The organism is Cupriavidus sp. DL-D2, from assembly GCF_039710735.1.
Taxonomy (GTDB): Bacteria; Pseudomonadota; Gammaproteobacteria; order Burkholderiales; family Burkholderiaceae; genus Cupriavidus.
Map to the genome: position 1 here is coordinate 349,332 of NZ_JBDKXK010000004.1, position 26,935 is coordinate 376,266.

At 65.4% G+C, this 26,935-nt stretch carries 21 protein-coding genes; 8 read left to right on the plus strand and 13 right to left on the minus strand.

What is annotated here, in order from left to right:
• Positions 1-61: 61 nt before the first annotated feature.
• Together ABDB81_RS04530 and ABDB81_RS04535 are read left to right on the plus strand one after the other, a co-directional pair.
• Positions 62-1,306, plus strand: coding sequence for a 5-(carboxyamino)imidazole ribonucleotide synthase (locus tag ABDB81_RS04530; protein WP_346809940.1), 1,245 nt, complete (start codon positions 62-64; stop codon positions 1,304-1,306).
• 10 nt (positions 1,307-1,316) lie between these two features.
• Positions 1,317-2,309 carry an L-threonylcarbamoyladenylate synthase gene (locus ABDB81_RS04535; protein ID WP_346809941.1) on the plus strand — a complete coding sequence of 331 codons (993 nt, stop codon included), beginning with the start codon at positions 1,317-1,319 and terminating at the stop codon, positions 2,307-2,309.
• Positions 2,310-2,470: 161 nt separating this feature from the next.
• Here ABDB81_RS04535 and dacB read toward each other — a convergent pair whose 3' ends face one another.
• Both dacB and ABDB81_RS04545 read right to left on the minus strand, forming a co-directional pair.
• Positions 2,471-4,090 (minus strand): D-alanyl-D-alanine carboxypeptidase/D-alanyl-D-alanine-endopeptidase, encoded by a 1,620-nt coding sequence (gene dacB, locus ABDB81_RS04540; protein WP_346809943.1) that lies wholly within the window; start codon positions 4,088-4,090, stop codon positions 2,471-2,473.
• A 108-nt stretch (positions 4,091-4,198) separates the two neighbouring features.
• Positions 4,199-4,660 carry a PACE efflux transporter gene (locus ABDB81_RS04545; RefSeq protein WP_346809945.1) on the minus strand — a complete coding sequence of 154 codons (462 nt, stop codon included), beginning with the start codon at positions 4,658-4,660 and terminating at the stop codon, positions 4,199-4,201.
• A gap of 139 nt (positions 4,661-4,799) precedes the next feature.
• On the opposite strand from ABDB81_RS04545, the gene ABDB81_RS04550 reads away from it, so the two are divergent.
• Positions 4,800-5,696, plus strand: coding sequence for a LysR family transcriptional regulator (locus tag ABDB81_RS04550; RefSeq protein ID WP_137925010.1), 897 nt, complete (start codon positions 4,800-4,802; stop codon positions 5,694-5,696).
• On the opposite strand, the gene ABDB81_RS04555 is transcribed toward ABDB81_RS04550, so the two are convergent.
• Genes ABDB81_RS04555 through ABDB81_RS04570 form a run of 4 tightly spaced genes read right to left on the minus strand, consistent with a single transcriptional unit; the run spans position 5,662 to position 15,136 of the window.
• Complete coding sequence (locus ABDB81_RS04555; RefSeq protein ID WP_346809946.1) at positions 5,662-7,146, minus strand: efflux transporter outer membrane subunit; 1,485 nt, start codon at positions 7,144-7,146, stop codon at positions 5,662-5,664. The genes ABDB81_RS04550 and ABDB81_RS04555 overlap by 35 nt on opposite strands.
• Entirely contained in the window at positions 7,146-10,451 is a 3,306-nt protein-coding gene (locus tag ABDB81_RS04560; protein ID WP_137925012.1) for an efflux RND transporter permease subunit, read from the minus strand. The genes ABDB81_RS04555 and ABDB81_RS04560 overlap by 1 nt, the downstream gene beginning before the upstream one ends.
• On the minus strand, positions 10,451-13,609 hold the full coding sequence (locus tag ABDB81_RS04565; RefSeq protein ID WP_160471533.1) for an MdtB/MuxB family multidrug efflux RND transporter permease subunit: 3,159 nt from the start codon (positions 13,607-13,609) through the stop codon (positions 10,451-10,453). The genes ABDB81_RS04560 and ABDB81_RS04565 overlap by 1 nt, the downstream gene beginning before the upstream one ends.
• 27 nt (positions 13,610-13,636) lie before the next feature.
• Positions 13,637-15,136, minus strand: a complete 1,500-nt coding sequence (locus ABDB81_RS04570; RefSeq protein WP_346809948.1) for an MdtA/MuxA family multidrug efflux RND transporter periplasmic adaptor subunit — start codon at positions 15,134-15,136, stop codon at positions 13,637-13,639.
• Between the two features lie 317 nt (positions 15,137-15,453).
• On the opposite strand from ABDB81_RS04570, the gene ABDB81_RS04575 reads away from it, so the two are divergent.
• Together ABDB81_RS04575 and ABDB81_RS04580 are read left to right on the plus strand one after the other, a co-directional pair.
• Positions 15,454-16,188, plus strand: a complete 735-nt coding sequence (locus ABDB81_RS04575) for a response regulator (protein WP_137927691.1) — start codon at positions 15,454-15,456, stop codon at positions 16,186-16,188.
• The gene (locus tag ABDB81_RS04580; protein WP_137927692.1) at positions 16,185-17,468 is read left to right on the plus strand and encodes an ATP-binding protein; all 1,284 of its coding nucleotides are present in this window, start codon (positions 16,185-16,187) and stop codon (positions 17,466-17,468) included. The genes ABDB81_RS04575 and ABDB81_RS04580 overlap by 4 nt, the downstream gene beginning before the upstream one ends.
• A gap of 183 nt (positions 17,469-17,651) precedes the next feature.
• Here ABDB81_RS04580 and plsY read toward each other — a convergent pair whose 3' ends face one another.
• From plsY to ABDB81_RS04610, 6 genes are all read right to left on the minus strand, one after another.
• The gene (gene plsY, locus ABDB81_RS04585) at positions 17,652-18,272 is read right to left on the minus strand and encodes a glycerol-3-phosphate 1-O-acyltransferase PlsY (RefSeq protein ID WP_137927693.1); all 621 of its coding nucleotides are present in this window, start codon (positions 18,270-18,272) and stop codon (positions 17,652-17,654) included.
• Positions 18,273-18,345: 73 nt separating this feature from the next.
• Entirely contained in the window at positions 18,346-18,837 is a 492-nt protein-coding gene (ybaK, locus tag ABDB81_RS04590) for a Cys-tRNA(Pro) deacylase (protein WP_137927694.1), read from the minus strand.
• An 18-nt stretch (positions 18,838-18,855) separates the two neighbouring features.
• The gene (xerD, locus tag ABDB81_RS04595) at positions 18,856-19,764 is read right to left on the minus strand and encodes a site-specific tyrosine recombinase XerD (protein ID WP_137927695.1); all 909 of its coding nucleotides are present in this window, start codon (positions 19,762-19,764) and stop codon (positions 18,856-18,858) included.
• Positions 19,761-20,240 (minus strand): methylated-DNA--[protein]-cysteine S-methyltransferase, encoded by a 480-nt coding sequence (locus tag ABDB81_RS04600; protein ID WP_346809949.1) that lies wholly within the window; start codon positions 20,238-20,240, stop codon positions 19,761-19,763. The genes xerD and ABDB81_RS04600 overlap by 4 nt, the downstream gene beginning before the upstream one ends.
• Before the next feature lie 315 nt (positions 20,241-20,555).
• On the minus strand, positions 20,556-21,536 hold the full coding sequence (locus ABDB81_RS04605; RefSeq protein WP_137927697.1) for a tripartite tricarboxylate transporter substrate binding protein BugE: 981 nt from the start codon (positions 21,534-21,536) through the stop codon (positions 20,556-20,558).
• 103 nt (positions 21,537-21,639) lie between these two features.
• A complete protein-coding gene (locus ABDB81_RS04610) occupies positions 21,640-22,149 on the minus strand; it encodes a chalcone isomerase family protein (protein ID WP_249359675.1) in 510 nt (169 codons plus the stop codon).
• Positions 22,150-22,442: 293 nt separating this feature from the next.
• Here ABDB81_RS04610 and ABDB81_RS04615 point away from each other — a divergent pair, with 293 nt between their 5' ends.
• Positions 22,443-23,336, plus strand: coding sequence for an AEC family transporter (locus ABDB81_RS04615; RefSeq protein ID WP_137927698.1), 894 nt, complete (start codon positions 22,443-22,445; stop codon positions 23,334-23,336).
• Positions 23,337-23,451: 115 nt separating this feature from the next.
• Here the strand turns inward: ABDB81_RS04615 and queG are convergent, their stop codons facing one another.
• Positions 23,452-24,690: a tRNA epoxyqueuosine(34) reductase QueG gene (gene queG, locus ABDB81_RS04620; RefSeq protein WP_137927699.1), complete on the minus strand. Its 1,239-nt coding sequence runs from the start codon at positions 24,688-24,690 to the stop codon at positions 23,452-23,454.
• Positions 24,691-24,706: 16 nt separating this feature from the next.
• Here queG and tsaE point away from each other — a divergent pair, with 16 nt between their 5' ends.
• The gene (tsaE, locus tag ABDB81_RS04625) at positions 24,707-25,261 is read left to right on the plus strand and encodes a tRNA (adenosine(37)-N6)-threonylcarbamoyltransferase complex ATPase subunit type 1 TsaE (RefSeq protein WP_137927700.1); all 555 of its coding nucleotides are present in this window, start codon (positions 24,707-24,709) and stop codon (positions 25,259-25,261) included.
• Complete coding sequence (locus tag ABDB81_RS04630; RefSeq protein WP_160471541.1) at positions 25,255-26,754, plus strand: N-acetylmuramoyl-L-alanine amidase; 1,500 nt, start codon at positions 25,255-25,257, stop codon at positions 26,752-26,754. Before tsaE ends, ABDB81_RS04630 begins: the two co-directional genes overlap by 7 nt.
• Positions 26,755-26,935: the final 181 nt, after the last annotated feature.

The following is a 26,935-nucleotide window of genomic DNA, read 5'->3' on the forward strand; positions in this document are numbered from 1 at the left end:
ACCTGTGGACGGTCGGCTGCCGGCCGTCCGCGACACCTCCGTAGTCAGAGAAGCCTGAGCCATGCCGACCGATATCCATCCCTACCTGTCCGAAGCGCATACCGAGGAATCGCGCGCCGAGTTTGGCGTCGATACCCCGAACTCGCCGATCCTGCCTGGCGCCTGGCTCGGCATGCTCGGCGGCGGCCAGCTCGGTCGCATGTTCACGCATGCGGCGCAGTCGATGGGCTATCGCGTCTGCGTGCTCGATCCCGATCAGGACAGCCCGGCCGGCAACGTGGCGGATCGCCATATCTGCGCGACCTACACCGACGAGGCTGCGCTGGCCGAGATGGCGAAGCTGTGTGCGGCGGTGAGTACCGAATTCGAGAACGTGCCGTCGATCTCGCTGGACCGCCTGGAGCAGGCAGGCGTGTTCGTGGCGCCGCGCGGCTACTGCGTGTCGATCGCGCAGAACCGCATCGGCGAGAAGAAGTTCTTCGCGTCGTGCGCCGAACGCACTGGCGTGCCGGCGGCGCCGCACTGGGTGATCCAGCACGATGCCGATGTGGACAACGTGCCCGACATCGTGCTGCCTGGCATCCTCAAGACCGCGCGCATGGGCTACGACGGCAAGGGCCAGGCCCGCGTGAAGACGCGCGAGGATGTGCGCGCCGCATGGAAGGCCATGCAGCACGTGCCGTGCGTGCTGGAGCAGATGCTGCCGCTGGCCTATGAAGTTTCCGTATTGGCGGCGCGCGCCGCCGATGGCACCACGGCCACGTGGCCGCTGGCCGAGAACGTGCATCGCGATGGCATCCTGTTTTCCACGACGATGCCGTCGAGCAGCGTGTCCGATGACATCGCCACGCGCGCCCGCGCGGCGGCGGCGACGATCACGTCGGAGATGGGCTACGTCGGTGTGCTTTGCATCGAGTTCTTTGTGCTGACCGATGGCACGCTCGTGGCCAACGAGATGGCGCCGCGTCCGCACAACTCCGGTCACATCACGATGGATGCGTGCGAGACGAGCCAGTTCGAGCAGCAGGTGCGTGCCATGGCCCGCCTGCCGCTGGGCAGCACGCGCCAGCACTCGGCGGGCAAGATGCTTAACCTGCTGGGCGATTGCTGGTTCGAGTTCGGCCTGGAACGCACGCCGGCCTGGGACGAGGTGATGGGCACGGCTGGCGCCAAGCTGCACTTGTACGGCAAGAACGATGCGCGGCCATCGCGCAAGATGGGTCACGTGAACTGCGTGGGCGAGCACGCCGACGAAGCTGCCGAGGCATTCGACACGGCCGCCAAGGCGCTGCATATCCCGCTGTAAGGTTTTTCTGATGTCTTCACGCATGCCCACCGCCGCCGAGCTTGAAGAAGCTGTTCGCTTGCTCGAAGATGGCCAACTCGTGGCGTTCCCGACCGAGACCGTCTACGGGCTCGGTGCCGACGCCGAGAGTCCCGAGGCCGTGGCGCGCATCTTCGCCGCCAAGGGCCGGCCATCGAACCATCCTGTGATCGTGCATGTGGTGGATGGCGCGGACATCGGCTATTGGACTGACGACGTCCCCGACGCCGCCCGCGCACTGATCGACGCCTTCTGGCCCGGCCCGCTGACGATCATCCTCAAGCGGGCCGCGCATATTCCCGCTGCCGTGGCTGGGGGGCAGGACAGCATCGGATTGCGTTGCCCGTCGCATCCCGTGGCGCAGGCGCTGCTGGGTCGCTTCAAGCGCGGCCGTGGCGGTATCGCTGCGCCCTCGGCCAACAAGTTCGGCCAGGTCAGCCCGACCACGGCCGAGCATGTGCGCGATGAGTTTGGTGGTGCGGTGTATGTGCTGGAAGGCGACAACGTGGACATCGGCATCGAATCGTCGATCGTCGATCTGTCGCGACTCGATACGATGGGTCCGGTGCTGTTGCGACCGGGTGCGATCACGGCACAGATGATGGCGGACGTGCTCGGCACACCGCCGCTGCCTCCCGATGCCGCCGCGCCGCGCGCCTCGGGCACGTTGAAGGCGCACTACGCACCGCGCACCACGCTGACGCTGGCTACCGCAGAGGTATTGCCGTCTTATCTGGATGCGCTGCCTGCCGATGGCCGCCTGGCGTTCGTTGCGCGCTCACCGGCGAGCATCGATACGCGCTGCGTATTCGTGCAGGCACCGACCACGCCGGACGCCTATGCGCAGGCGCTCTACGGCCTGCTGCGTCGCCTGGACAAGGAAGGTTTTCAACGGCTGGTGTTCGAGCCGGTGCCGGGGTCCCATGAGTGGGATGGCGTGCGCGACCGGTTGGGCCGGGCGGCGGCAGCGTTTGAGAGCAACTGATTGACTGTGTAGGTTTTTCCCCTCTCCCGCATGCGGGAGAGGGGCAGGGGAGAGGGCCAGCGGTGCAAATCGCGACGTGCTCGGCAAGCAGACCCTCCGGCCCTCTCCCCCAGCCCCTCTCCCACTGCGCGGGAGAGGGGAGCATCGAGACCTTCAGCCGATCAAGGCGCTCCCTTGTACACCCACTGCATCAACGCATCGTGCGCTTCCTGCGCGGCCGATGCGTTCGCGTGGTTGATATACGCCACCACCACAAAGCGCTCGCCGTTGAGCGCATCCACATACCCAGCCAGCGCACGGACATCGGCCAGCGTCCCCGTCTTCAGATACGCATTGCCAGCCGCATTCGCGCGCGTCAGGCGATTGCGCAGCGTGCCGTCCACGCCAAGGATCGGCAGCGAATCGAGCAGGGCAGGGCCGACATTGCTGGCCACCGCCTGTTGCAGCAGGCGCGCCATGTCATACGCACTGATGCGTTCCTCGCGCGACAATCCCGAACCGTTTTCCAGCACCAGTCCCGGCATGTCGAGTCCCTGGCGTGTCAGCCAGCGCTTGATCACGCGTGCCGACTTGTCGGTGCTGGCCGGGCCGTTGCGATCGATCTCGGCGCCGACGGTCAGGAACAGTTGGCGCGCCATCACGTTGTTCGAGAACTTGTTGATATCGCGCACGATGTCGGACAGCGGCTGGCCATAGTGTCGCGCCAGCAGGAACGCGCCGCGCGGCACCGCGCCGCTGCGCAGGCCAGGCGGACGCTGGAATCTGCCGCCTGCAGCCTGCCATTCGGCCACGAAGCCGCCCCAGATGAAATCGCTGTGACTCAGCGTAGCCAGGTTGACGATGTGCTCGCCGCAATCGGCCGAGTAGGTGCCATCGAACGACGCGACGATGGTGCCATCGGGCTGCGGCATGATGCTCGGCGTGGCGCGTGACTTCCAGTCGCCGCAGCGGCCGTTGGCCAGCGTCAGGCGGTTATCCACGCGCAACTGCGCCAGGGCGGGCGTGACGGCCACGCCGACACTGCGATTGGCTGCGTCGGGCGTGATCGTGAACGAGAGCGTCTTGAACGCGTAGAGCAGTGCGTCCGGGTTCACGTTGTAGGCACGCTGCGTCTCGCCGTCGATCGAGTAGTCGCCGCCGTTCAGGCCATCGGCAAAGTAGCTGCGGTCCAGCACGATGTCGCCATTGATAGCCGTGGCGCCTGTGGAACGCGCCTTGGCCACGAGCTTGGCCATCTCTTCGGGCACGAGCTTGGGATCGCCGCTGCCGCGCAGGTAGACGTTGCCGTTGACGATGCCATCGGGGCCGGGCTGGCCGTCCGCGTAGAGCGAGGTCTGCCAGCGGTAGTCGGGGCCCAGCAGTTGCAGGCCCGCGAACGTGGTGACCACCTTCATCGTCGAGGCCGGGTTCATCGGCGTCTCGGCGTTCCAGCTCACGCGCGCCTGCGGTGCACCCAGCTTGACCACATAGAAACTGGTGGCCGATAGCGGCACGTGCGCGCGGCGCAGGGCCGTTGTCACGGTGGCCGGCAATCCGGTCCGGGAAGCGGCCGGATCATGGGCTTCGGCAGCGGCGCGCGTGGCAATAGCTGCAGCGCCGGTGGCGCCGGCCACCTTGGCGGCCTTCGACGCTTTCGCAGCCTTCGACGTCTTTGCAGGTTTGGCTTTGGCGGCAGGGGCAGCCTGGACGGCGGAGAAGCCGAAGACCGACAGCACGCCGACGACGATGACGGACGACAGGCGGCTGGAGAAAGATGGGGTACGGGGGGAAGACTTGGGCATGGCGAGCATGTTAACGCATGCCCCATGCCTCGCGGATGACGTGAAGCGGCCGTTTCGGGCCGCTTTTCAGATGGGAGGTCGACCACGCGCCGCGTGGCCGGGTCGAACTCAGTTGGCGGCCTGGCAATCCTGCGTGGCCGATGACTTGATCGGCGTGGCATTCGGGATCGGGAAGACCGCGTCGTACGCCCAGTTGTAGAAGAACGCGTAGACCATGTAATAGCCGGCCACGGCGATGTCCATGATGAAGGCGTCCCACAGGCCGATACCGAGGTACCACGCCACCGACGGCAGGAACACGATCAGCAGGCCACCCTCGAACAGGATGGCGTGCAGCACGCGAACCATTGCGCTTTTCTTGAGCTGGCCAGTGAACCGCAGCATCGCGCGGTCGAACATGATGTTGTAGATGAAGTTCCAGGTGGCGGCGATCAACGCGGCCACCGCGCCGACGATGCCCATCTGGTGCAACTCGTAGCCGAAGACCAGGCTCGCCAGCGGGGCGAACGTGATCAAGCCAATCACCTCGAAACCGATCGTGTGACGGATACGGTCTGCTGTGGTGCGCATAAAACCTCCTGAATTGGGGCAAAGCTTTCCGCAAGATCGCGGCGATGGGTGGCATTCTATCGGCCACACCGGCAATCACAAGTTAGGTAGTATCTGAATTTCCGATGGATAGGCGGAATCGCCACATAGGACGCACCCCATGAGCCTCTCGATCGATCAACTCCAGGCATTCGCCGCCGCCGCCGAAACCGGCTCGTTTTCCGCCGCCGCGCGCCACATAGGCAAGGCCCAGTCGGTGGTCAGTGCCGCCGTGGCCAATCTCGAAATCGACCTCGATACCACGCTGTTCGACCGTACCGGCCGTTACCCGGTGCTGACACCCGCCGGTGAGCGGCTGCTTGTTGAGGCGCGCGTGATCCTGGAGCGCTGCGAACATTTCCGGGGCGTGGCCAAGAGCTTGGGCGAAGGTGTGGAGTCGCGCCTCACGCTCGCTGTGGACGAGTTGTATCCCGAGGAAACGCTGGGCGGAATGCTCGAGGAATTTTCTCGACGCTTTCCGTCCGTCGAACTGGAACTGCTGTTCCCGCTAATGGAGGACGTGAGCCGCCTCGTGCTGAGTCAGTGCGCCGACATCGGCATCATGTGGCGCCAGGAAATCCTTCCCCCCGAACTTGGCTTCCATGCACTGGGATGGGTGCCGCTCCCCATCGTCTGCGCGCCCGACCATCCTCTGGCCGGACAGGCGCGCGTCGATTTCGAAGACCTGAAACGCTATCGGCAACTGATGGTCGCCACCCGCAGCGACAGCGAGGAAAAAAAACGCCTGCGCGTGGCAGCCGAAGTCTGGTGGGTGGAAAGCCAATGGGTCATCGTCGAACTGGTCAAGCGCGGCCTGGGCTGGGCCTTCGTGCCATGGCACGTCGTGGCCAACTCGCCAGCCGCCGCCGGACTCGTCTCGCCGAAGCTGGCCTTCCAGGATCAGGACTGGCCCGTACCGCTCGAACTGATCTGGCACAAACAGCGCCCGTTGGGGAAGGCGGCGACCTGGCTCAAGGAACGGGTCAGCCAGCAGGCGTTGCCAGTGCCGGAGCGGTAGTACGACCTTGCTCCCCCATATCCACCCCATGCCACCCACCCCCCAACGCCTTGATCAACGTCACCGCTGCCGTGTACTGGCGGCCGGTGATCGATAGCGCCGTGCGCTCGGCCGTGTAGGCGGCGGTCTGTGCGGTCAGTACGTCGAGCAGTCCTGCCGTGCCCGCCTTGTAGCGGTTGTTGACGAGCGAGAGGGCTTCGCGCGCCGAGCGCAGTGCATCGTTCTGGACAGTGGCTTCCTCTTCGAGCAGACGCGTGGCGGCGAGGTTGTCTTCAACTTCCTGGAAAGCGGTGAGTACGGTCTGGCGATAATTGGCGACGGTCTGATCGTATGCGGCCACGGCTTGCGCCTTGGCGGCACTGCGCAGGCCGCCGTCGAAGACGGTGCCGGCGAGTCCGGCGCCCACTGACCAGATGCGGTCCGGCAGAGAGAGCCAGCGCGCGAGCGTGCTGGCGGTGAGTCCGCCCGACGCGGACAGCGACAGCGTGGGGTAGTACGCGGCTTGCGCGACGCCGATATCGGCATTGGCCGATGCCATGCGGCGCTCTGCAGCGCCGATGTCGGGGCGACGTTCCAGCAGTGTGGAGGGCACGGCCACTGGCACGCGCGGCAGCGTGACGTCTGCTTCGGCGACGGCTATGCCCAGATCCGCTGGCGGCTTGCCGACGAGTACTGCCACCGCGTGCTCGTACTGCGCGCGCGTGATCTGGATATCGATCAGTTGCGCCTGTGCGGATTTCAGTTGCGTCTCGGATTGCAGCACATCGGAGCGTTGTGCAGTGCCCGCGTTGTACTGGTTCTGCACCAGTTGCAGGGACTTCTGGTAGTCGGCCACCGTGCGCTGGAGCAACGCGCGCTGTGCATCGGCCACGCGGAGCAGGAAGTAGCTTTGCGCGAGCGTGGCCTGTGTCGATAGCAGCGTCGAGGCAAGGTCCGCTTCACTGGCTTGTGCGCCGGCTTCGGCGCTCTCCACCTGGCGACGGATGCGGCCCCACACGTCGATTTCCCACGATGCGGAGAGCGTCGCGCTCTGGCCGTTGGTGACGCGGCCAGCCGAACTCGATGCGCCACGCGAGAGGCCCGCGCTGGCACCCACCGTCGGGAAGTAGCCTGCGCGCGCAGCAGCCAGCGATGCCGTGGCCTGTCGATAGACCGCTTCGGCGGCCTTGATGTTCTGGTTGGAGACCTGCACTTGCGACATCAGCCCGTCGAGCACGGGATCGTCGAACGCGCGCCACCAGTCGGGGCGCGACATCATGTCCTGCGGCTCGGCAGTCTTCCAGTCGCCGGTCCAGACGGGCATGGCATCCGTGGCTTCCTTGAATGCCTTGGGGACGGGCGCATCGGGGCGACGATAGTCGGGGCCCACTGCGCAGCCGGCCAGCAGGGCGCAGGCCAGGGCGACAACTGAAATCGAAAAATGGCGGCGATACATGGCAAATGCCCTCATCAGTGTTCGAGGTGCGGCGTGGCGCTATCGCCATCGCCGCGCTGGCGTCGGGCACGCCAGGCGTTGACTTTCAGACGCCAGCGATCCAGCGTCAGGTAGACCACGGGTGTCGTGTAGAGCGTCAGCAACTGGCTGACCACGAGCCCACCCACAATCGAGATACCAAGCGGCGCGCGCAGTTCTGCGCCGTCGCCACGACCGATGGCCAGCGGAATCGCACCAAGTAGTGCAGCAGCCGTGGTCATCATGATCGGACGGAAGCGCAGCAGGCATGCGCGATAGATGGCATCGCGCGGCGACAAGCCTTCGCGTCGCTCGGCATCGATGGCGAAGTCGATCATCATGATCGCGTTCTTCTTGACGATGCCGATCAGCAGGATCACCCCGATCAGCGCGATGATGCTGAACTCGGTCTTGAACAGCAGCAACGCGAGCAGCGCGCCCACACCCGCCGATGGCAGCGTCGAGAGAATCGTCAGCGGATGTACATAGCTTTCGTACAGCACGCCCAGCACGATATAGATCGTGATGATCGCGGCCAGGATCAGCAGTGGCTGGCTCTTGAGCGAATCCTGGAACGCCTTGGCACCGCCCTGGAAATTGGCCTGCAAGGTCTCCGGCGCGCCGATCTTTGCCATCGCCAGCTTGATCGCGTCGGTGGCTTCGGAGAGCGAGAAGCCTTCGGCGAGGTTGAACGAGATCGTCGATGCGGCGAACTGTCCCTGATGGTTCACACCAAGCGGCGTGCTCGACGGCGTGACCTGTGCGAATGCCGACAGTGGCACGCGGTTCCCGCCGCCCGTGATGATGTAGATATCCTTGAGCGCGTTCGGTCCTTGCAGGTATTCCTGACTCAGTTCCATCACCACGCGGTACTGGTTCAGCGGGTGGTAGATCGTGGAGACCAGCCGCTGGCCGAATGCATCGTTGAGGATGGCATCCACCTGTTGCGCGGTCACGCCGAGCCGCGATGCCGCGTCGCGGTCGATGATGACCGATGTCTGCAGGCCCTTGTCGTTGGTGTCGGTATCCACGTCTTCCAGTCCCTTGATATTCGAGATGGCCGCGCGCACCTTGGGCTCCCATGCACGCAGCACTTCGAGGTCATCGGACTGCAGCGTGAACTGGTACGCCGAACTGCTCTGCCGACCGCCGACGCGGATGTCCTGCACCGGCGTCAGGAACAGGCTCGCACCGGGCTCCTTCGCCAGTTTCACACGCAGCCGCGCAATGATCTGGTCCGCCGTTTCGCTGCGTTCTGAGAGCGGCTTCAGCGTCACGAACATCTGCCCGGTATTGCGCTGCGATCCACCGGTGAAGCCGGTCACGTTCACCACAGCCGGATCGGATTGCACGATCTTGATGAAGTTGTCGAGCTTGGTGCGCATCAACTGGAACGACGTGGCCTGATCCGCGCGGATAAAGCCGATCACGCGCCCAGTGTCCTGCTGCGGAAAGAAGCCCTTCGGCACCACGATGTAGAGATAGACGTTCAGCGCGATGGTCAGCAGCAGCACGATCCACACGATGGGTCCGTGGCGCAGCGCCACACCAAGCGTGCGCGCATAGCCATCCTGGAACCACATGAACACGCGTTCCGTCGAGCGGTGGAAGCGGCCCGGACGCTCTTCGTGTGGGGAGCGCAGCAGGCGCGCGCACATCATCGGCGTGGTGGTCAGCGAGACCACGAGCGAAACGAGGATGGCGACCGACAGCGTGATGGCGAACTCCTGAAACAGCCGGCCCACGATGCCGCCCATCAGCAGGAGCGGAATGAACACGGCGATCAGGGACAAGCTCATCGACAGCACCGTGAAGCCCACCTCGCGCGCACCGCGCAGCGCGGCGGCCATCGGTTTCATGCCTTCCTCGATATGGCGCGAGATGTTCTCCAGTACCACGATGGCATCGTCCACCACAAAGCCGGTGGCCACCGTCAGCGCCATCAACGAGAGGTTGTTCAGCGAGAAGCCGCACAGGTACATGATCGAGAACGTACCGACCAGCGACACCGGCACCGCCACGCTCGGAATCAGCGTGGCACGCACGTTACGCAGGAACACGAACACGACCATGATGACCAGTGCCACCGAGATCATCAGCGTGTGCTCCACTTCGCGCAGCGACGCGCGGATGGTGGGCGTGCGGTCCATCATCACGTCCATCGAGATTGCGCTGGGAATCATCTTGCGCAGCGTAGGCAGCATCTCGTTGACGCGGTCCACGGTCTCGATGATGTTGGCGCCGGGCGAACGGTTCAGCACCAGCAGCACCGAAGGCTGGCCGTTGGCCGAACCGGCATTGCGGATGTCCTGCACGGAGTCCGTCACGCTGGCCACGTCCTGCAGGCGCACCGGCACCGCAAAGGAGTTGGGCCCCGGATTGGTCACGTTGCCGCCCGTGGCGCCAGAGCTGATGGTCTGCGTGCCACTGCTCGTCGTGATCGTGGTGGTGGTCACGCCGTTGACGGTCTTCGTGCTGACGTTGCCGCCTGCCGTGGCGTTGGCCGTGCTCGCAATCAGCGCACCGGCCGAGGTGGACGAGTACGTGCCCGGCGTGGCGTAGCGGATGATCAGCGGCATGTACTCCTTCGCCGTCATCGCCTGGTCGTTGGCATAGACCTGCCACGCGCGGTCGCGGTTGTCGAGGATGCCGAGCGGACGATTGGCGTTGGTCGCCGCAATCGTATTGCGTACATCCTCGAGCGAAATGCCGTAGTTGTTCAGCGCCGTGGGATTCAGCGATACGCGCACCGCTGGCAGCGACGCACCGCCAATGGTGACCTGGCCCACACCTTCCACCTGCGACAGCTTCTGCGAAAGGATGGTCGACGCCGCATCGTAGAGCTGGCCGCGCGTCATCGTCGGCGAGGTCAGCGCGATGATCATAATCGGCGCGTCGGCCGGGTTCACTTTCCGATAGGTCGGATTGTTCGGCAGGCTCGTCGGCAACGTGGCGCGCGAGGCATTGATGGCGGCCTGCACATCGCGTGCAGCGCCGTCGATATCGCGCGAGAGATCGAACTGCAGCGTCACGCGTGTGGAACCCAGCGAACTGCTCGACGTGATTTCCGTGACGCCGGCGATGGTGCCGAGCGCACGTTCGAGCGGCGTGGCCACCGTGGCGGCCATGGTCTCGGGGCTGGCGCCGGGCAACGATGCCGAGACCGAGATCGTGGGGAAGTCCACCTGCGGCAGCGGCGAGACAGGCAACAGCCGGAAGGCCGCGATGCCCGCCAGCAGGATGCCGATGGTCAGCAGCGCGGTGGCGACCGGACGATGGATAAAGGCGGCCGAAAGATTCATCAGGCGTTCGGCTCCTGCGGACGCGGCACGATGGGGCCGTGCTGGCGCGGACCTTCGTCGCCATCGTCATCGCGGCCAAAGCGGCGCTCGCGCCAGTTCTTGAGACGTAACGCCAGACGGTCGAAGGCGAGGTAGATCACCGGCGTGGTGAACAGCGTCAGCACCTGGCTGACCAGCAGGCCACCCACCATCGTGATACCGAGCGGACGACGCAGTTCGGAGCCGATACCCGAGCCGAGCATCATCGGCAGTGCGGCCAGCAGCGCGGCCATCGTCGTCATCAGAATCGGACGGAAGCGCAGCAGGCATGCCTGGAAGATCGCGTCGTACGGCTTCATACCCTGCTCGCGTTCGGCTTCGAGTGCGAAGTCGATCATCATGATCGCGTTCTTCTTCACGATACCGATCAACAGGATGATGCCGATGATTGCGATGATGCCGAGGTCCTGCCGGAATACGAGCAGCGCCAGCAATGCACCTACGCCTGCGGAGGGCAGCGTCGAGAGAATCGTCACCGGATGGATCGTGCTCTCGTAGAGCACACCCAACACGATATACATCGTGATCACGGCGGCCAGGATCAGCCACAGCGTATTCGACAGCGAGGCACGGAACGCCAGCGCAGCACCCTGGAATTCGGTGGCCATCGAGATCGGCAATCCAATTTCCTTTTCCACCTGTGTGATCTTGTCCACTGCCGCGCCGAGCGAAGCACCGGGCGCGAGGTTGAACGAGATGGTCGAAGCGGGGAACTGACCCTGATGGTTGATCACCAGCGGGCCGGTGCGCTCGGAGATGCGTGCGATGGAACCCAGCGGCACCTGTCCGCCCGACGAAGACGGCAGGCGCAGTTCAGCCAGCGCGGCGGGACTCGTGCGGAACTCGGGCATGGTTTCCAGCACCACGCGGTACTGGCTGGCCTGCGTGAAGATCGTCGAGATCAGGCGCTGACCGAAGGCGCTATAGAGCGCGCTGTCGATCACGGCAGTGGTGATGCCGAAGCGTGCCGCGGCATCGCGATCGATTTCCACGAACGCGCGCAGGCCGTTGTTCTGCAGGTCGCTCGCCACATCGCGCAGTTCGGGTTCCTGCTTCAATCGCTCGACGAGCTTGGGAACCCATTCGGCGAGTACGGTGGGATCGGGATCTTCCACCGTGAACTGGTACTGCGTGCGCGCCACGCGATCCTCGATCGTCAGGTCCTGCACGGGCTGCATGTAGAGCGAGATGCCGCCCAGCTTCTGCACCGAATCCTGCAGGCGCTGCGTGACCACGGCCATCGTGTCGCGCTCGCCCTTGGGCTTCAGGTTGATGAGCATGCGGCCTGCGTTGATGGTCTGGTTGGTGCCATCCACGCCGATGAAAGACGATACGCTCGCCACCGCCGGGTCTTGCAGGATCACCTTCTGCACGGCTTCCTGCTTGCGGCCCATCGACTGGAACGAACTGGTCTGCGCGGCTTCGGTGATGGCCTGGATCACACCGGTGTCCTGCACCGGGAAGAACCCCTTGGGCACCACAAGGTAGAGCAGGCCGGTCAGCACCAGTGTGCCGATGGCGACCACGAGCGTAGCGGTCTGGCGCGCGAGCACCCATTCCAGCGCGCGGCCGTAGTGGTGGATCACGCGATCGAAGAAGTGACCCGTGGCGCGGTGGAAGCGGTTCATCTCGGCTTCAGGCACATGGCGCAGCAGGCGTGCGCACATCATCGGCGTCAGCGTCAGCGAGACCACGGCCGAGATCAGGATGGAGACCGCGAGCGTGACCGCGAACTCGCGGAACAGCCGGCCCACGACATCGCCCATGAACAGCAGCGGAATCAGCACGGCCACCAGCGAGAACGTAAGCGAGATGATGGTGAAACCGATCTGCTTGGAGCCTTTCAACGCCGCCGTCATCGGAGGATCGCCTTCCTCGATGTAGCGCATGATGTTCTCGATCATCACGATGGCGTCATCCACCACGAAGCCCGTGGCAATGGTCAGCGCCATCAGCGTGAGATTGTTGATCGAGAAGCCGGCGAGATACATCACACCAAAGGTGCCCACTAGCGAGAGCGGTACGGCCACGCCCGGGATGATCGTGGCGGAGACGTTGCGCAGGAAGATGAAGATCACCATCACCACGAGGGCGATGGCCAGCAGCAGTTCGAACTCCACATCCTTGACCGAGGCACGGATGGTGGTGGTGCGGTCCGTCAGCAACTGCACGTTCACCGATGCGGGTAGCGCCGACTGCAACTGCGGCAGCAGTGTCTTGATGCGGTCCACCACGTCGATCACATTGGCGCCGGGCTGGCGCTGGATGTTCACCACGATGGCGGGCTTGGCATTGGCCCAGGCGGCAAGGCGGCTGTTCTCCGGGCCGTCGACAATCTCGGCCACGTCCGTGATGCGGATCGGCGCGCCGTTCTGGTAGCCGATGATGATCTGCCTGTACTCGTCGGCGGACTTGAGCTGATCGTTGGCGTCGATGGTGGAGGCGCGCGAAGGCCCATCGAAACTGCCCTTGGCGCCATTCACGTTGGCGCTGCCCACGGCAGTGCGCAAGTCGTCGATCGACATGCCCAGCGATGCCAGCGCCGTCGGGTTGGCCTGGATGCGCACGGCAGGGCGCTGGCCACCGCTGATCGTGACCAGGCCCACGCCCTGGATCTGCGAGATCTTGGCGGCCACGCGCGTATCCACCATGTCCTGCAGCTTGGGCAGCGGCAGGGTGTCGGAGGTCATCGCGATCGTCATGATCGGCGCGTCGGCGGGATTGACCTTGCTGTAGACCGGCGGCATCGGCAGGTCGGCGGGCAGCAGGTTGCCGCCTGCGTTGATGGCGGCCTGCACTTCCTGCTCCGCCACGTCGAGCGACAGTGTCAGTTCGAACTGCAGCGTGATGACCGATGCGCCGCCCGAGGACGACGAGGACATCTGCTTGAGGCCCGGCATCTGTCCGAACTGGCGTTCAAGCGGTGCCGTGACGGCCGACGTCATTACATCGGGACTGGCACCGGGGTAGAGCGTGGTGACCTGGATCGTCGGGTAATCGACTTCAGGCAGGGCCGAGAGCGGCAGCAGCCGGAATGCCAGCAACCCTGACAACAGGATGGCCAGCATCAGCAGGGCCGTGGCAACGGGCCGCTCGATAAATATGCGTGAAGGATTCATGCCGCGTCTGAACTCCTGGCGTAGCCGTTACTGCTGCGGCCGCTGGCCGACGCTGCCGGCGGGATTCGCTGGCGTGGGCGTGGTGGGATTCGGGTTCGCATCGGCATCGCGACGGCGACGCTCGCCCGATGCACCGGCTATACCGGCCGCATCGCTCGCACCGCCGTGCTGGCTGTGCGCACCACTTGCACCGCCCGCACCGTGCGCGCCGCTGGCGCCGCCCCAGTTGCCGCGCCGGCCCCGCGCACGCGCCGAACTCGCTGGCGTCAGCGCCGCAGCGCGTGCGGCCGGGTCCACGGCCTCGACGACCATGCCTTCCTTGAGCCGGTCCGCGCCATCCACCACCACGCGCTCGCCTTCATCCACGCCCTTGAGCACGACCGTGCGCGCGCCGTCGGTCGGACCGAGCGTCACGGTACGTACCTTCACGGCGTTGTCATCGCCCACCACATAGACGAACGTGCCTTGCTGGCCGCGCTGGATGGCCGCCACGGGCACCACCACGGCATCTTGCATGGTGTCCACGCGCGTGCGCACATTGACGAACTGGTTCGGGAACAGCATCCCGTCCTTGTTCTCGAAAATGGCCTTGAGCTTGACCGTGCCGGTGGTGGTGTCGATCTGGTTGTCCGTGGTCAGCAGCGTGCCGTCGGCCAACTGATTGCGCATCTGCCGATCCCATGCCTGCACGGACAGCTTCTCGCCCGCGTTGAGCTTTTTCAGCACGGTGGGAAGGTTGTCTTCGGGGATCGTATAGAGCACGGTGATCGGCTGGATCTGCGTGATCAGCGCGATACCATTGGCGTCGCTGGTGCCCACGATATTGCCCGGGTCCACCTGACGCAGACCGATGCGGCCCGAGGTAGGCGCCACGATCCGCGTGTAGCCGAGCTGGATGCGCGCGGTATCCACATTGCCCTGATCGGTCTTGACCGTGCCTTCGTACTGGCGCACCAGCGCGTCCTGCGTATCCACCTGTTGTTTGGAAATCGAATCCTGACCGAGCAGCGTCTTGTAGCGTTGCTGGTCGAGCCGCGCGTTCTGCAGCAGCGCCTGGTCACGCGCCAGCTGGCCCGTGGCCTGGTCGAGCGTGGCCTGGAACGGGCGCGGATCGATCTCGGCCAGCACGTCGCCGGCCTTGACCATCTGGCCTTCCTTGAACAGCACCTTGAGCAGCGGCCCCGACACCTGCGCGCGCACCGTGACATTGGCCACAGGCGTCACATTGCCCAGCCCGTTCAGCGTCACGTCCATGTCGCGGCGGGCCACGGTATTGACCACCACGGGAGAACGCGGCATTGCTCCGGGTCCACCCGGTCCGCCCGGACCGCCGCGCTGGGCACCCATGCCCGCGCCCGGCGCCCCGGCCGCAGGGGGCTGGGCGGCGTTGCGATGGGCGAGCCAGTACCAGCCGGCACCGGCCAGCACCACGACGATGGCAGCGGCAATCCAGGTGCGCCGGCTGCGAGGCACCCGGTGGCGGGGTGGGTTGGGCGGGGTGGGTTGACCTTGTTCTGGGTGAGACATGACCGGAATCCTGGGAGCGGCACGACAAAAAAGAGGTGCGTGCCAAACGGTATTCGCACAGCGGGGCAGCCGCCTGTGACGGAGAAGTGGCAGCAGTATGCCGCATCGCGATGACAGGGCGACCCGCCGAATGGTGGGATGGCGCCAGTCGAGGCGCGTCATGGGATGCAAGCATAATGTGCGGCCGTCACCCCACCTATTTCAGGGCTGGACGGTTTTATTACAGCGGATTACCAGCGACGCGGGTGTAACCTCCAGAAACAAAACGGCCGGGCCGATTTGCAATATGTGGCGGCTGGCCTGTCTATCATTCGGCTATGCGAACGAACCAGCCTACCCAGATCCTCGTCGTCGACGACGATCCCGAACTGCGCGACCTCCTGCGCGAATACCTGACGTCCCAGGGCTTTGCCGTCTCGGTGCTGCACGACGGCGACGGCCTGCAGGCCCGCCTCGAACGCGAGCGGCCCGCGCTGATCGTGCTCGACCTGATGATGCCCAAGGTCGATGGTCTGACCGCGCTGCGCAACCTGCGGGCCAAGAACGACGACATTCCGGTGATCCTGCTGACCGCGCGCAGCGACGAGATCGACCGCATCGTCGGCCTGGAAATCGGCGCCGACGATTACCTCGGCAAGCCTTTCTCGCCGCGCGAGCTGCTGGCGCGCATCAACGCCGTGCTGCGCCGCAAGCTGGCCCGGCCCGCCGCCGCGCCGGAAGACCGCGAATCCATCGCCTTCGGCCCGTTCCGCGTGAATTTCCGTCAGCGGTCGCTGGAGCGTGCGGGGCAGGCCGTGTCGATCAGCGATACCGAGTTCGCGCTGCTCAAGCTGCTGCTGATGCATCCGCTGGAAGTGCTGTCGCGTGAGCGCATTGTCGAACTGATGTACGGCACGGCCAACGGCATCAGCGATCGCGGCATTGACGTGCAGATCTGGCGCCTGCGCCGGCTGCTCGATGAGGATGCGCAGCGTCCACGCTATATCCAGACCGTGCGCGGGCGTGGCTACACGTTCGTGCCCGACGAGGCCGAGGACAGCATCCTGCAATGAAGCTCCGCATCGACACCCTGTTCGGCCGCATGGCGCTGCTGATTGCTGCCGTGCTCGTGATCAGCCATTTCTCGTGGCTGGCAATCCTGCGCATGGATCGCCGCCAGCAGCAGATTGACTATTCCGTCGATCAGATGATGTTCCAGCTCGACAGTATCGAACGGGCGCTTGATGCCAAGCCGCCCGTGGCGCTGCCGAGTCTGATCGAGGTGTCCGAGACGCCGGGTGTCGATCAGCAGGCCGGTCAGCCTAACCCTGGCCGTCCGCGCCGGCTGGTGGAGCAGTTCACGCGGCGCTTGCCGCAGGGCACCGAAGTGCGGCTGGAGGACGAACTGTCCACGCCGCGCCTGTGGATCAAGCTGCCGAACCGCAATCGCTGGATCGCCATGCCGATCCTGTTCGTCCACAATCCGCCGCCCGATAACCGCCTGATGCCGGGCGTGGTGCTGGTGGTGGGCGTGGCGATTATCTTCGCGCTGTTCGTGGCGTGGCAGATCCAGCGCCCGGTGCGCGACATGGCGGAAGCGGCGGAGAAGCTGTCGCGCCAGCAGGCCGTGCCGCCGCTGCGCGAGCGCGGTCCGCACGAGCTGCGCCAGTTGATCGAGCGTTTCAATCGGATGGTGGCGGACCTGTTCCGCATCGACCAGGAACGCAACACGATGCTGGCGGGCATTGCCCACGACCTCAAGACCCCGCTGGCCCGGCTGCGGCTGCGCGCCGAGATGCTGTCCGATCCCAAGGCCGCTGCGGGCGTGACGCGCGATGTGGAATCGATGTCGGCCATCGTCGAACAGTTCCTGACGTTTGCCCAGAGCAGCGAACCGACCGCACGGCCTGTGCCGGTGGATAAACGCATCCACGAACTGGCGGCGTCGTTTCTGGAGCAGGAGCGCCATGTCGTGCTCGAACTCATGGCCGGCGACGGCTTCCGCATGATCGCCACGCAGCTTGACCGCATCATCGGCAACCTCGTGGACAACGCCTATGCCTACGGCGAGCCGCCCGTCTATGTGGCCACGGCGCGCACGCATGAAGGCTGGCGCCTGACCGTGGAGGACCAGGGCCCCGGCATTCCCGAAGACGCCATCGAGCGCGTGACGATGCCTTTCGTCCGGCTCGATCCGGCACGCGGCGGCAATGCGCATTCGGGGCTGGGCCTGGCGATCGTGGATCGGCTGGTCAGGCAGGGCGGGGGGCGACTATCGATCAGCAACCGCGAAGAAGGCGGGTTGCGCGTGGAGATGGTGTTTCCGTTTGCAGCGCTGGCGCAGGCGGCTTAGGTTCGCCTTTCTCTCACCGATTGTTTTCTCCCCTCTCCCGCCATGCGGGAGAGGGGTTGGGGGAGAGGGCCGGAAGCCCTGCTTGCCGATCAACTCGCAATTTGCACCGCTTGCCCTCTCCCCCGCCCCTCTCCCAGTGGGAGAGGGGAGAACACCGACGGGATAGCTACCGCCGCTAACCCCTCAAACCTTCTTCTTCTCCCCAATGCGGCTTTCCTTGCCCGCCAGCAGCTTTGCGATATTGCTGCGATGGCGCGCGATCAGCAGCACGCTGATCACGAGGACCGCGCCGGCGATGATATCCACGCCGAACATCAGCACGTAGAAGAACGGCGCGAAGATCGCGGCCATCAGGGCGGCCAGCGAGGAATAGCGGAAGAAGACCGCGATGATGAGCCAGGTAGCCAGCGTGCCGGCGCCCAGCAGCGGCTCGATGGCGAACAGGATGCCGGCTGCGGTGGCGACGCCCTTGCCGCCCGCAAAGCGGTGAAAGACCGGGAACAGGTGACCCAGGAACACGGCCAGCGAGGCCAGCGCGAGTCCGGTGTCGTCCAGGCCGTAGCTGGCGCCCAGGTGCTTGGCCAGCATGACGGCCACAAAACCTTTCAGGCCGTCGCCGATCAGCGTCAGGATGGCAGCCTTCTTGCTGCCGCTACGCAGCACGTTGGTGGCGCCGGGGTTGCCTGATCCATAGGTATGGGGATCGGGCAGGCCCATGGCCTTGCTGACCACGACGGCGAAGGACACCGATCCGATCAGGTAGGCGAGGACGGCAAACAGCAGGTTGGCGATGGTGGGCGACATGGGTCTTGTGGCGTGGGACGGCTCTGATTTTGGGCTGGCGCGATTGTAGCGCGGCGCCGGGATAGCGGGCGGATCAGTCGGGCAGGGCGCACTCGACGGGCTTGGCTTCGAGCAGATCAGTCAGCGCCGATGGCGCGATGCTGACCAGATAGCCGCGACGTCCGCCGTTGATGTAGATCGTGTCCAGCGCCAGCACCGAGGCTTCCACATAGACCGGCATGCGCTTTTTCGTGCCGAACGGCGACGTGCCGCCGACCATGTAGCCGCTATGGCGCTGGGCCACCTCGGGCTTGCACGGCTGCACGCTCTTGCAGCCAATCTGCCGCGCGAGGTTCTTGGTCGAGACCGAGCAGTCGCCGTGCATCAGCACGATCAACGGCCGCGCGGCTTCGTCTTCCATCACCAGTGTCTTGATCACGTTGTGCTCGGGCACGCCGAGCTGGCGCGCCGATTCGCCGGTGCCACCGTGATCCACGTAATCGTAGGGATGTTCGCCGAACGTGACACCCTGCTTGCGCAGCATTTGCGTGGCGGGGGTTTCGGAGACGTGCTTGCTTTTGCTCATGATCGGGACTTCCGCACGTCAGCCGCGCGGATGGTGTTGCAGGTGCAGTTCGCGCAGGCGCTCGCGCGCCACGTGCGTGTAGATCTGCGTGGTCGAGATATCGGCATGGCCCAGCAGCATCTGCACCACGCGCAGGTCCGCGCCGTGATTCAGCAGGTGCGTGGCAAAGGCGTGCCGCAGCGTGTGCGGGGAGAGCGGCGCGTGAATGCCGGCCTCGCGCGCATGTTTCTTGATGAGGTGCCAGAACGCCTGGCGCGTCATGCCCTCGCCGCGCTGCGTGACGAACAGTTCGTCGCAGGCGCGGCCCGCGAGCAGGGCGGGGCGGGCTTCGGCGAGGTAGTCGCGCAGCCAGTCGCCGGCCTGCGCGCCGAACGGCACCAGCCGCTCCTTGTTGCCCTTGCCGCCCACCACGCGCGCTACCCCTTCGTTGAGTCCGATCTCGATCGTCTTCATGTTGGTGAGTTCGGACACGCGCAGGCCGCTCGCGTACATCAGTTCGAGCATGGTGCGGTCACGCAGGCCCAGCGGCGTATCGGTGTCGGGGGCTTCCAGCAGTGCCTCGACATTGGCTTCGGACAGCGTCTTCGGAAAACGCGGTGGCTGTTTGGCAGGACGCAGCAGCAGGCAGGGATCGGCCTCGATCATGTGCTCGCGCAGCGACCACTGGTAGAAGCGCCGGAACACCGTGAGGCGGCGATTGGCCGAAGACGCCCGCGTCTCGCTGTGGCGCGCGGCAAAGTAGGCGGTGAGCGCGGTGTCGTCCACGGCCAGCAGCGTGGACGTTTCGCTCTCGTGCAGCCAGCGCGTCAGCAGCGCGAGGTCGCGGCGATAGGCGTCGATGGTGTTGCGGGAGAGTCCGTCTTCGAGCCACAGCGCGTCGCAGAAGCGGTCGACCAGTGACAGGTCATCGTCGAGCCCCGCCGTCATAGCAACATCGCACCTTCGTGACGCAGCAGCCAGCGCTTGACGCCCAGGTGGAAGCCTTCCTCGCCATGGTGCGCAAAACCACCCAGCCCATTGGCGGCCACCACGCGATGGCACGGAATCACGATCGGAAACCAGTTCTGTCCGCATGCCTGACCCACTGCGCGCGGCATGCTTTGCAGAGATTTGGCGATGGTGCCGTAGGTCGTCAGCCCGCCACGCGGCACGGCGGAAATCACCCCCCAGACCTTGCGCTGGAAGTCGGTGCCGCGCGCGGCCAGCGGCAGGTCGAAAACGAAGTCGGGGTTGTCATAGTAGGCGGCAAGCTGCGTCGCCACGCGCTGTAGCAATGTGCCGACGGGAGCAATCTCGTCGAAGCTGTCAGGCAGGTAGACGATCTCATGCACCTGATCGCCAATGACGCGCACGCCAACCTTGCCGAACGGCGCAGGCAGGATGGCATCGAACTTGGGAGACATGGCGGTGAGAGAGGGCGGAAATACGGAATTCTATGCTGATTTTGGCTTGCCACTACTCCCGGTTTGCTCCCCTCTCCCGCGAGCGGTCCCCTCGGTTTGCTCCCCTCTCCCGCGTGGCGGGAGAGGGGCGGGGGAGAGGGCCAGCCGTTCAAATTGCCGATATGGCCAGCCGCAGCGCGCGCCACAAAAACAAACAAGGACCACATCGCTGTGGTCCTTGCCTGTATGCGTCAGGATTTCAACCGCCTGCCCTCTCCCCCAACCCCTCTCCCGCTGTGCGGGAGAGGGGAGCGAGTCAGCAGCAGCCTGATGCCCTTACTGCTCCAGCTTGATGTTCTGAACCTTCACCAGGTTCTTCATCTTGTCGAATTCCTTCTTGATTTCGGCGGCGTGCTGGGCCGGGGTGTTGCCCGACGGCTCGGCGCCAGCGGTGCGCAGGCGCTCCGCGAAGCCCTTGTCCTGCAGGGCCTTGACCACGGCGGCGTTCAGCTTGGCGATCACGTCGTCAGGCGTGCCGGCCGGTGCCACCAGGCCGTACCAGGCCGGGTCGTTCGGCTCCTTGAGGCCCATTTCGCCGAAGGTCGGCACGTCGGGCAGGCCCTCCACGCGCTTGTTCCAGGCCACCACGATCGGGCGCAGCTTGCCGGCCTTGATGTAGGGCATCGACGACGGCAGGTTGTCCACCATGATCGGCACCTGGCCGGCCAGCACGTCGTTCAGTGCCGGGCCCGCGCCACGGTACGGGATGTGGACCATGAACGTCTTGGTCGAGACCTTGAACTGCTCGCCCAGCATGTGGCCGAAGCCGCAGGTGCCCGACGATGCGAACGAGTACTTGCCCGGGTTGGCCTTCAGCACGGCCAGGAACTCCTTGTAGTCCTTGGCCGGGAAGCTCGGGTTGACGGCGATCACGTTCGCCACGTTCGCCACGTTGGCGATGGGCTTGAAGTCCTTGATCGGGTCGTACGACAGCTTCGGGTTGCAGGCCGGGTTCACGGCCATGGTCGACACCGTGGAGATACCGATCGTGTAGCCGTCCGGGGCCGACTTGGCGATGGCGTCGGCACCAATCGAGCCACCGCCACCGGCGCGGTTTTCCACCACCACGGGCTGGCCCAGGATGCGACTCATCTGGTCGGCCACGCCACGGCCGACGATGTCGGTCGTGCCGCCTGGTGCAAACGGAATGATCAGGCGGATCGGCTTGGTGGGGTAGGCGGTCTGGGCGTGTGCGACCGATGCCACGGAGGCAACGGCGGCGATGGCCACGGTCAGGATGGTTTTGCGAGCTTGCATGAGAAGAGAGTCTCCCGTCATAAGGCCGGACGGATCGCGTCCGGCGAGGTTGCATCAACTGGAGCGCCATGGGCGGGTTGCCATGGCACGCCGGCTTACCGGATCAGCCGCCCAGCAGTCCGCGCTTGAGGTTGCGGTCCACCGGGTGCTCACCCAGGAAAATGCGCAGCACAGCCTGGTAGAAATCCTCGCCATGAATCGCTTGTCCGCGAGGGATGCCGTTCAGCGTGATGGCCGTGCCGCCGTCAGGCGTGAAATCGAAATTGATGATGTCGCCGCGATGCGCCGGGCCTATCTGGGCCATCGTGCGCTCCAGTTGCGACACCCGGTCGGACAACAGCTTGAGCTGCAGTTCCGAATGATTCTCGCGCAGCCCTTCGTTGAGGGCTTTTACGAATGCCGTGGTTTCCACCTCGCGCAGCGGCCGGATCTGCAACCGCTTCGGACCAGGCGTGACCAGCGCCAGCGTGGCATTGCGCGCGCGTTCCGGCAGGTAGAGTCCCGCCGCATAGCCCTTGACGATAAAGGCCTGCCGCAGCCCGGTGCCGTTGAGCGGCAGTTCCTTGCCACCCAGGCGCGCCGCATCGTCGAACCGTACGCCGCCGATCTCCATGGCCGAAGCCGTGGGCAACAGCGCACCCAGCACCAGCGCGGTACACAGCGAGGCGGCAAGGCGGCGGACGTGCCGCGTGCGGAGGATTCGGGACTGCGCGGACTTCATGGCTACGACGATGTAAGACGGCAAACAACCGCGGCTGCCAGTGCGGGCAGGACTGCGGGCAAGACGAAATTCAGCGTGCCATGCTGCAGGAATTCTGAAAAAATACCCATCCGTATCTGCCCTAGCCTTCACTTTCGACGAAGCGGGTCGTCAGAACCCACGATAACTAGAGAAACATTCGAGACATGTCTGCCGCGCTGCTGCTGGTGCCGGACTTCAGCCTGATCCTCATCGGCTGGCTGCTGGTGCGCTACACCCCGTTCGACCGGGCCTTCTGGGGTGGCGTGGAACGCCTGGTCTACTTCGTGCTGTTCCCCGCTTTGCTGTTGCAGTCCACCAACAGCGCCACGTTCGATTTCTCCTCCACCTCCGCCATGCTGGGCCTGGCCGTGGCCACGATGACCTTCGGCATCGCCACCGGCTATCTGGTCAAGTTCGTGTTGCGGCCAGACCCGGTGGATTTCGCCTCGGGCCTGCAGACCGCGTTCCGCTTCAATTCGTATATCGGCCTGGCGCTGGCCGCGCGGCTCGGCGGCGGCGAGGGGCTGGCGCTGATGGCGCTGGTGGTGGGCGTCACGGTGCCCGCGTGCAACGTGGTGGCCGTCTGGGCGCTGGCCCGCCACGGCGAGGCGAAGCTGCTGCGCGAGCTGGCGCGCAACCCGCTGATCCTGGCCACGGCCACGGGGCTCATCACGAACCTGCTGGGGCTGCATCCGCCCGATGTGGTGGCGATGACGCTGAACCGGCTCGGCTCCGCATCGACGGCGCTGGGCCTGATGACCGTGGGCGCGGGATTGCAGATCAGCGGCGCCACCGGCACGCTGGGGCCGATGGCTTGGTGGACCGGCGTGAAGCTGCTGGCCATGCCGTGCTTCGCGTGGATCGTCGGAAAGTATCTGCCGCTGACGACGCTGCAGTATCAGATCGTGGTGCTCTACGCCTCGCTGCCCACCGCATCGAGCGCGTACATCCTGGCTGTGCGGATGGGCGGCAATGGGCCGATGGTGGCCGCGACGATTTCCGCGATGACGATTGCGGCGGTGGTGACCACGCCGTTCTGGTTGGTGCTGGTGGAATGAATTTTCCCTGCCGTGTTTTGCTCCCCTCTCCCGCGTGCGGGAGAGGGGCGGGGGAGAGGGCCAGCGCATCAAGTCCTGACCAGGCTTGTGACGGGCGAAACGCCGGCCCTCTCCCCTAACCCCTCTCCCGCTCGCGGGAGAGGGGAACCAAAACAGTTGGGAGTGGCGAGGTTTCCTGCCCCAGCGCCCACTCGATATGCTCACGCACCAGCGGTGTCGCCTCATCCAGACGCGCCATCAGCGCCGCACGAATCCGCTCCGCCAGCACCGGATCATTTGCCCCCGCACTCCGTAGTCCATTCCCCAGGCCCACTGCCAGATTCCGCAGCCACCGCTCGTGTCCGATACGTCGAATCGGACTACCTTCGAGCCGCTGGTTGAACTCCGCATCGGTCCAGTTGAACAGGTCCACCATGTCGGGCGCGTCGAAGCCGTTGCGCACATCGAAATCGGGCAGCGTGGCGCGGTGCGCGAACTTGTTCCAGGGGCACGCTACCTGGCAGTCGTCGCAGCCGTAGATGCGATTGCCCATCGGCGCGCGCAATGCTTCCGGGATGGCGCCCTTGTGCTCGATCGTCAGGTAAGAAATACAACGGCGCGCATCGAGCCGGTAGGGCGCCAGGATAGCCTGCGTGGGACACACGTCGATGCAGCGGCGGCACTGGCCGCAATGCGGTTCCGTGGCGGGATCGGCCGGCAGCGGGATATCGACGAGGATCTCGCCGAGGAAGAACATCGAGCCACCCTCCCGATCCAGCAGCAGCGTGTGCTTGCCTCGCCAGCCGAGTCCGCCCTGGCTGGCCAGCGCCACTTCCATGACGGGTGCCGAATCGGTAAAGACGCGGTAGCCGAACGCGCCGATGGCGGTCTCGATGCGCGCGGCCAGTTGCTGCAGGCGGTTGCGCAGCACCTTGTGATAGTCCCGGCCCCGGGCGTAGAGCGAGATCACGGCCGTGGCCGGGTCGTCGAGCCGGGCCTGTTCGTGGCCGCGCCAGTCGTCCGGACCCTGCGCGGGCAGGTAGGGCATGCGGGCCACGATGGCACGTACCGTACCGGGCACGAGTTCGCCGGGACGGGCGCGCTTTGTACCGTGGTTCGCCATATAATCCATGTCGCCGTGGTAGCCCGCCTGCAGCCACGCCAGCAGGCCCGCTTCGGCATGCCGAAGGTCCACGTCCGCGATGCGGACCGCATCGAAACCGAGTTCGGCGCCCCAGGCGCGAACGGACGCCGCCAGCGCAGCCAGGTCCGCCTGCGAAGCATCGGAGGCTTCGGAAGCTGGACTGGCATGCGCCGGCGCGGGATCTGTCTCTGTAGATTCGGGGGACGGGGCGGGCACTGCACGGTCGATCATCCCTGAATTGTACGCAATGCCCCTGCTCGAAGAACGCATCCTGCCGCTGCCTGACGAAGCCGCCACCGAACGGTTCGGCGCTGCGCTGGCCGGAGCCGTCCGCAATATGCCGCCGTGCACGGTCCATGTGCAGCTTTCCGGCGACCTGGGCGCGGGCAAGACCACGCTCTCACGCGCCGTGCTGCGCGCGCTGGGCCACGCCGGCAAGGTGCGCAGCCCCACCTACACGCTGTGCGAGCCCTACGCCGTGGCGCGCGCCGACGGCTCGCCGCTCACCGTCTACCACTTCGACCTGTACCGCTTTGCCGATCCCGAGGAATGGATCGACGCTGGCTTCCGGGACTGTTTCGCCGAACCGGCCTTCAACCTGGTGGAGTGGCCCGAGAAAGCGGGGCGACTGTTAGGGGAACCCGACCTGCACGTGTTGCTCCAATCGGACAACCGTGTGCAATCCGCGGTTGAAAATGGCGCCAATCCAGCCGATAACGATGCCGAAGCGGGCGCCGATCGTCGCATGGCCACCCTGCGCGCCTATACTGCCCTTGGACTTACCTTGCTGAACGCATGCTGATCAAGCGACTTGCCACCGACCGACCCGATGGACCCGACGGACTGTTCCAGGCCCGCCGCAAATGGATGGCGCAGGCCCTGAAGGTCAGCGCCGGGACGGTTGTGCTGACGCTGGCCGGCCCGCAGATTGCGTCGGGCGCCGGCATCGTCGCCGTGCGCGTCTGGCCCGCCGAGGACTACACGCGCGTCACCATCGAATCCGACGAAAAGCTCGTCGCTGTCCACCAGATGATCCGCAACCCGGATCGGCTGGTGGTCGATATCGACGGGCTGGACCTCTCGCCCACGCTGCGCGAGCTGGTCGCCAAGATCACGTCGAATGACCCATACATCCAGTCCGTGCGCGTGGGCCAGAACCGCCCGAAGGTCGTGCGGATGGTGTTCGATCTCAAGGAAGACGTTTCCCCGCAGGTGTTCACGCTGCTGCCGATTGGCGACTATCGCAACCGGCTGGTGTTCGACCTGTATCCGGTCAATCCGCCCGATCCGCTCTGGAAACTGGTGCGCGATACCGAAGACAAGCAGCGCCGCTTTGCCTCCACGCCACCGCCGCACGGCGCCGAACAGCAGATCGCAGGCGCCCCGGCCGGTGCGGAGGAAGACGCGATTGGCGCCATCGTCCGCAAGTTCGAGGATCGCGGCCAGTTGCCGCCGGCCACGACCGCGCCGCCGCCCGTGGTGGCAACCGTGAAGCCGAAGCCCACGCCCGAGAAGCCCGCCGCCGTGGCGGTGCCGCCGCCGGTGGCACAAACCAACGTACCGCCGCCAAGCCAGTTCAAGATGCGCCGCCTGCTGACCGTGGCGCTCGATCCGGGCCATGGTGGTGAAGACCCCGGCGCCACCGGCGCAGCGGGTTCGCGCGAGAAGGACGTGGTGCTGCAGATCGCGCACCGCCTGCGCAAGAAGATCGATTCCGAGCCGAACATGCGCGCCATGATGACGCGCGATTCGGACTTCTTCGTGCCGCTGAACGTGCGCGTGCAGAAGGCCCGCCGCGTGCAGGCGGACCTGTTTGTCTCGATCCACGCCGATGCCTTCGTGCAGCCCACGGCAAGCGGCGCCTCGGTGTTTGCATTGTCCGAGCGCGGCGCATCGAGTTCCGCTGCGCGCTGGCTGGCGAACAAGGAAAACAACGCCGACCTGATCGGCGGCACAAACATGGGCAACAAGGATGCCCAGGTCTCGCGCGTGCTGCTCGATCTCTCCACCACGGCGCAGATCAACGACAGCATGCAGGTCGGCAAGGCCGTGCTGCAGGAGATCGGCGGCATCAACCGGCTGCACAAGGGCAGCGTGGAACAGGCCGGGTTTGCCGTGCTCAAGGCACCGGACATCCCATCGATCCTGATCGAGACCGCCTTCATCAGCAATCCCGAGGAAGAACGCAAGCTCAACGACGACGCCCACCAGGAACAACTGGCCAACGCCATCCTGCGCGGCATCAAGGCGTATTTCGCGAAGAACCCGCCGCTGTCAAAGAATCCGTCGGTGTAGTGCTCAATTACTCCCGGTTTTCTCCCCTCTCCCGCGAGCGGGAGAGGGGCGGGGGAGAGGGTCAGCAGTTCAAATGGCGATGTGGTCGGCAAGCAGACCCTCCAGCCCTCTCCCCCAACCCCTCTCCCGCCATGCGGGAGAGGGGAGTACAAACAAGGCAGGAGCAAGCAGCAACAAAAAA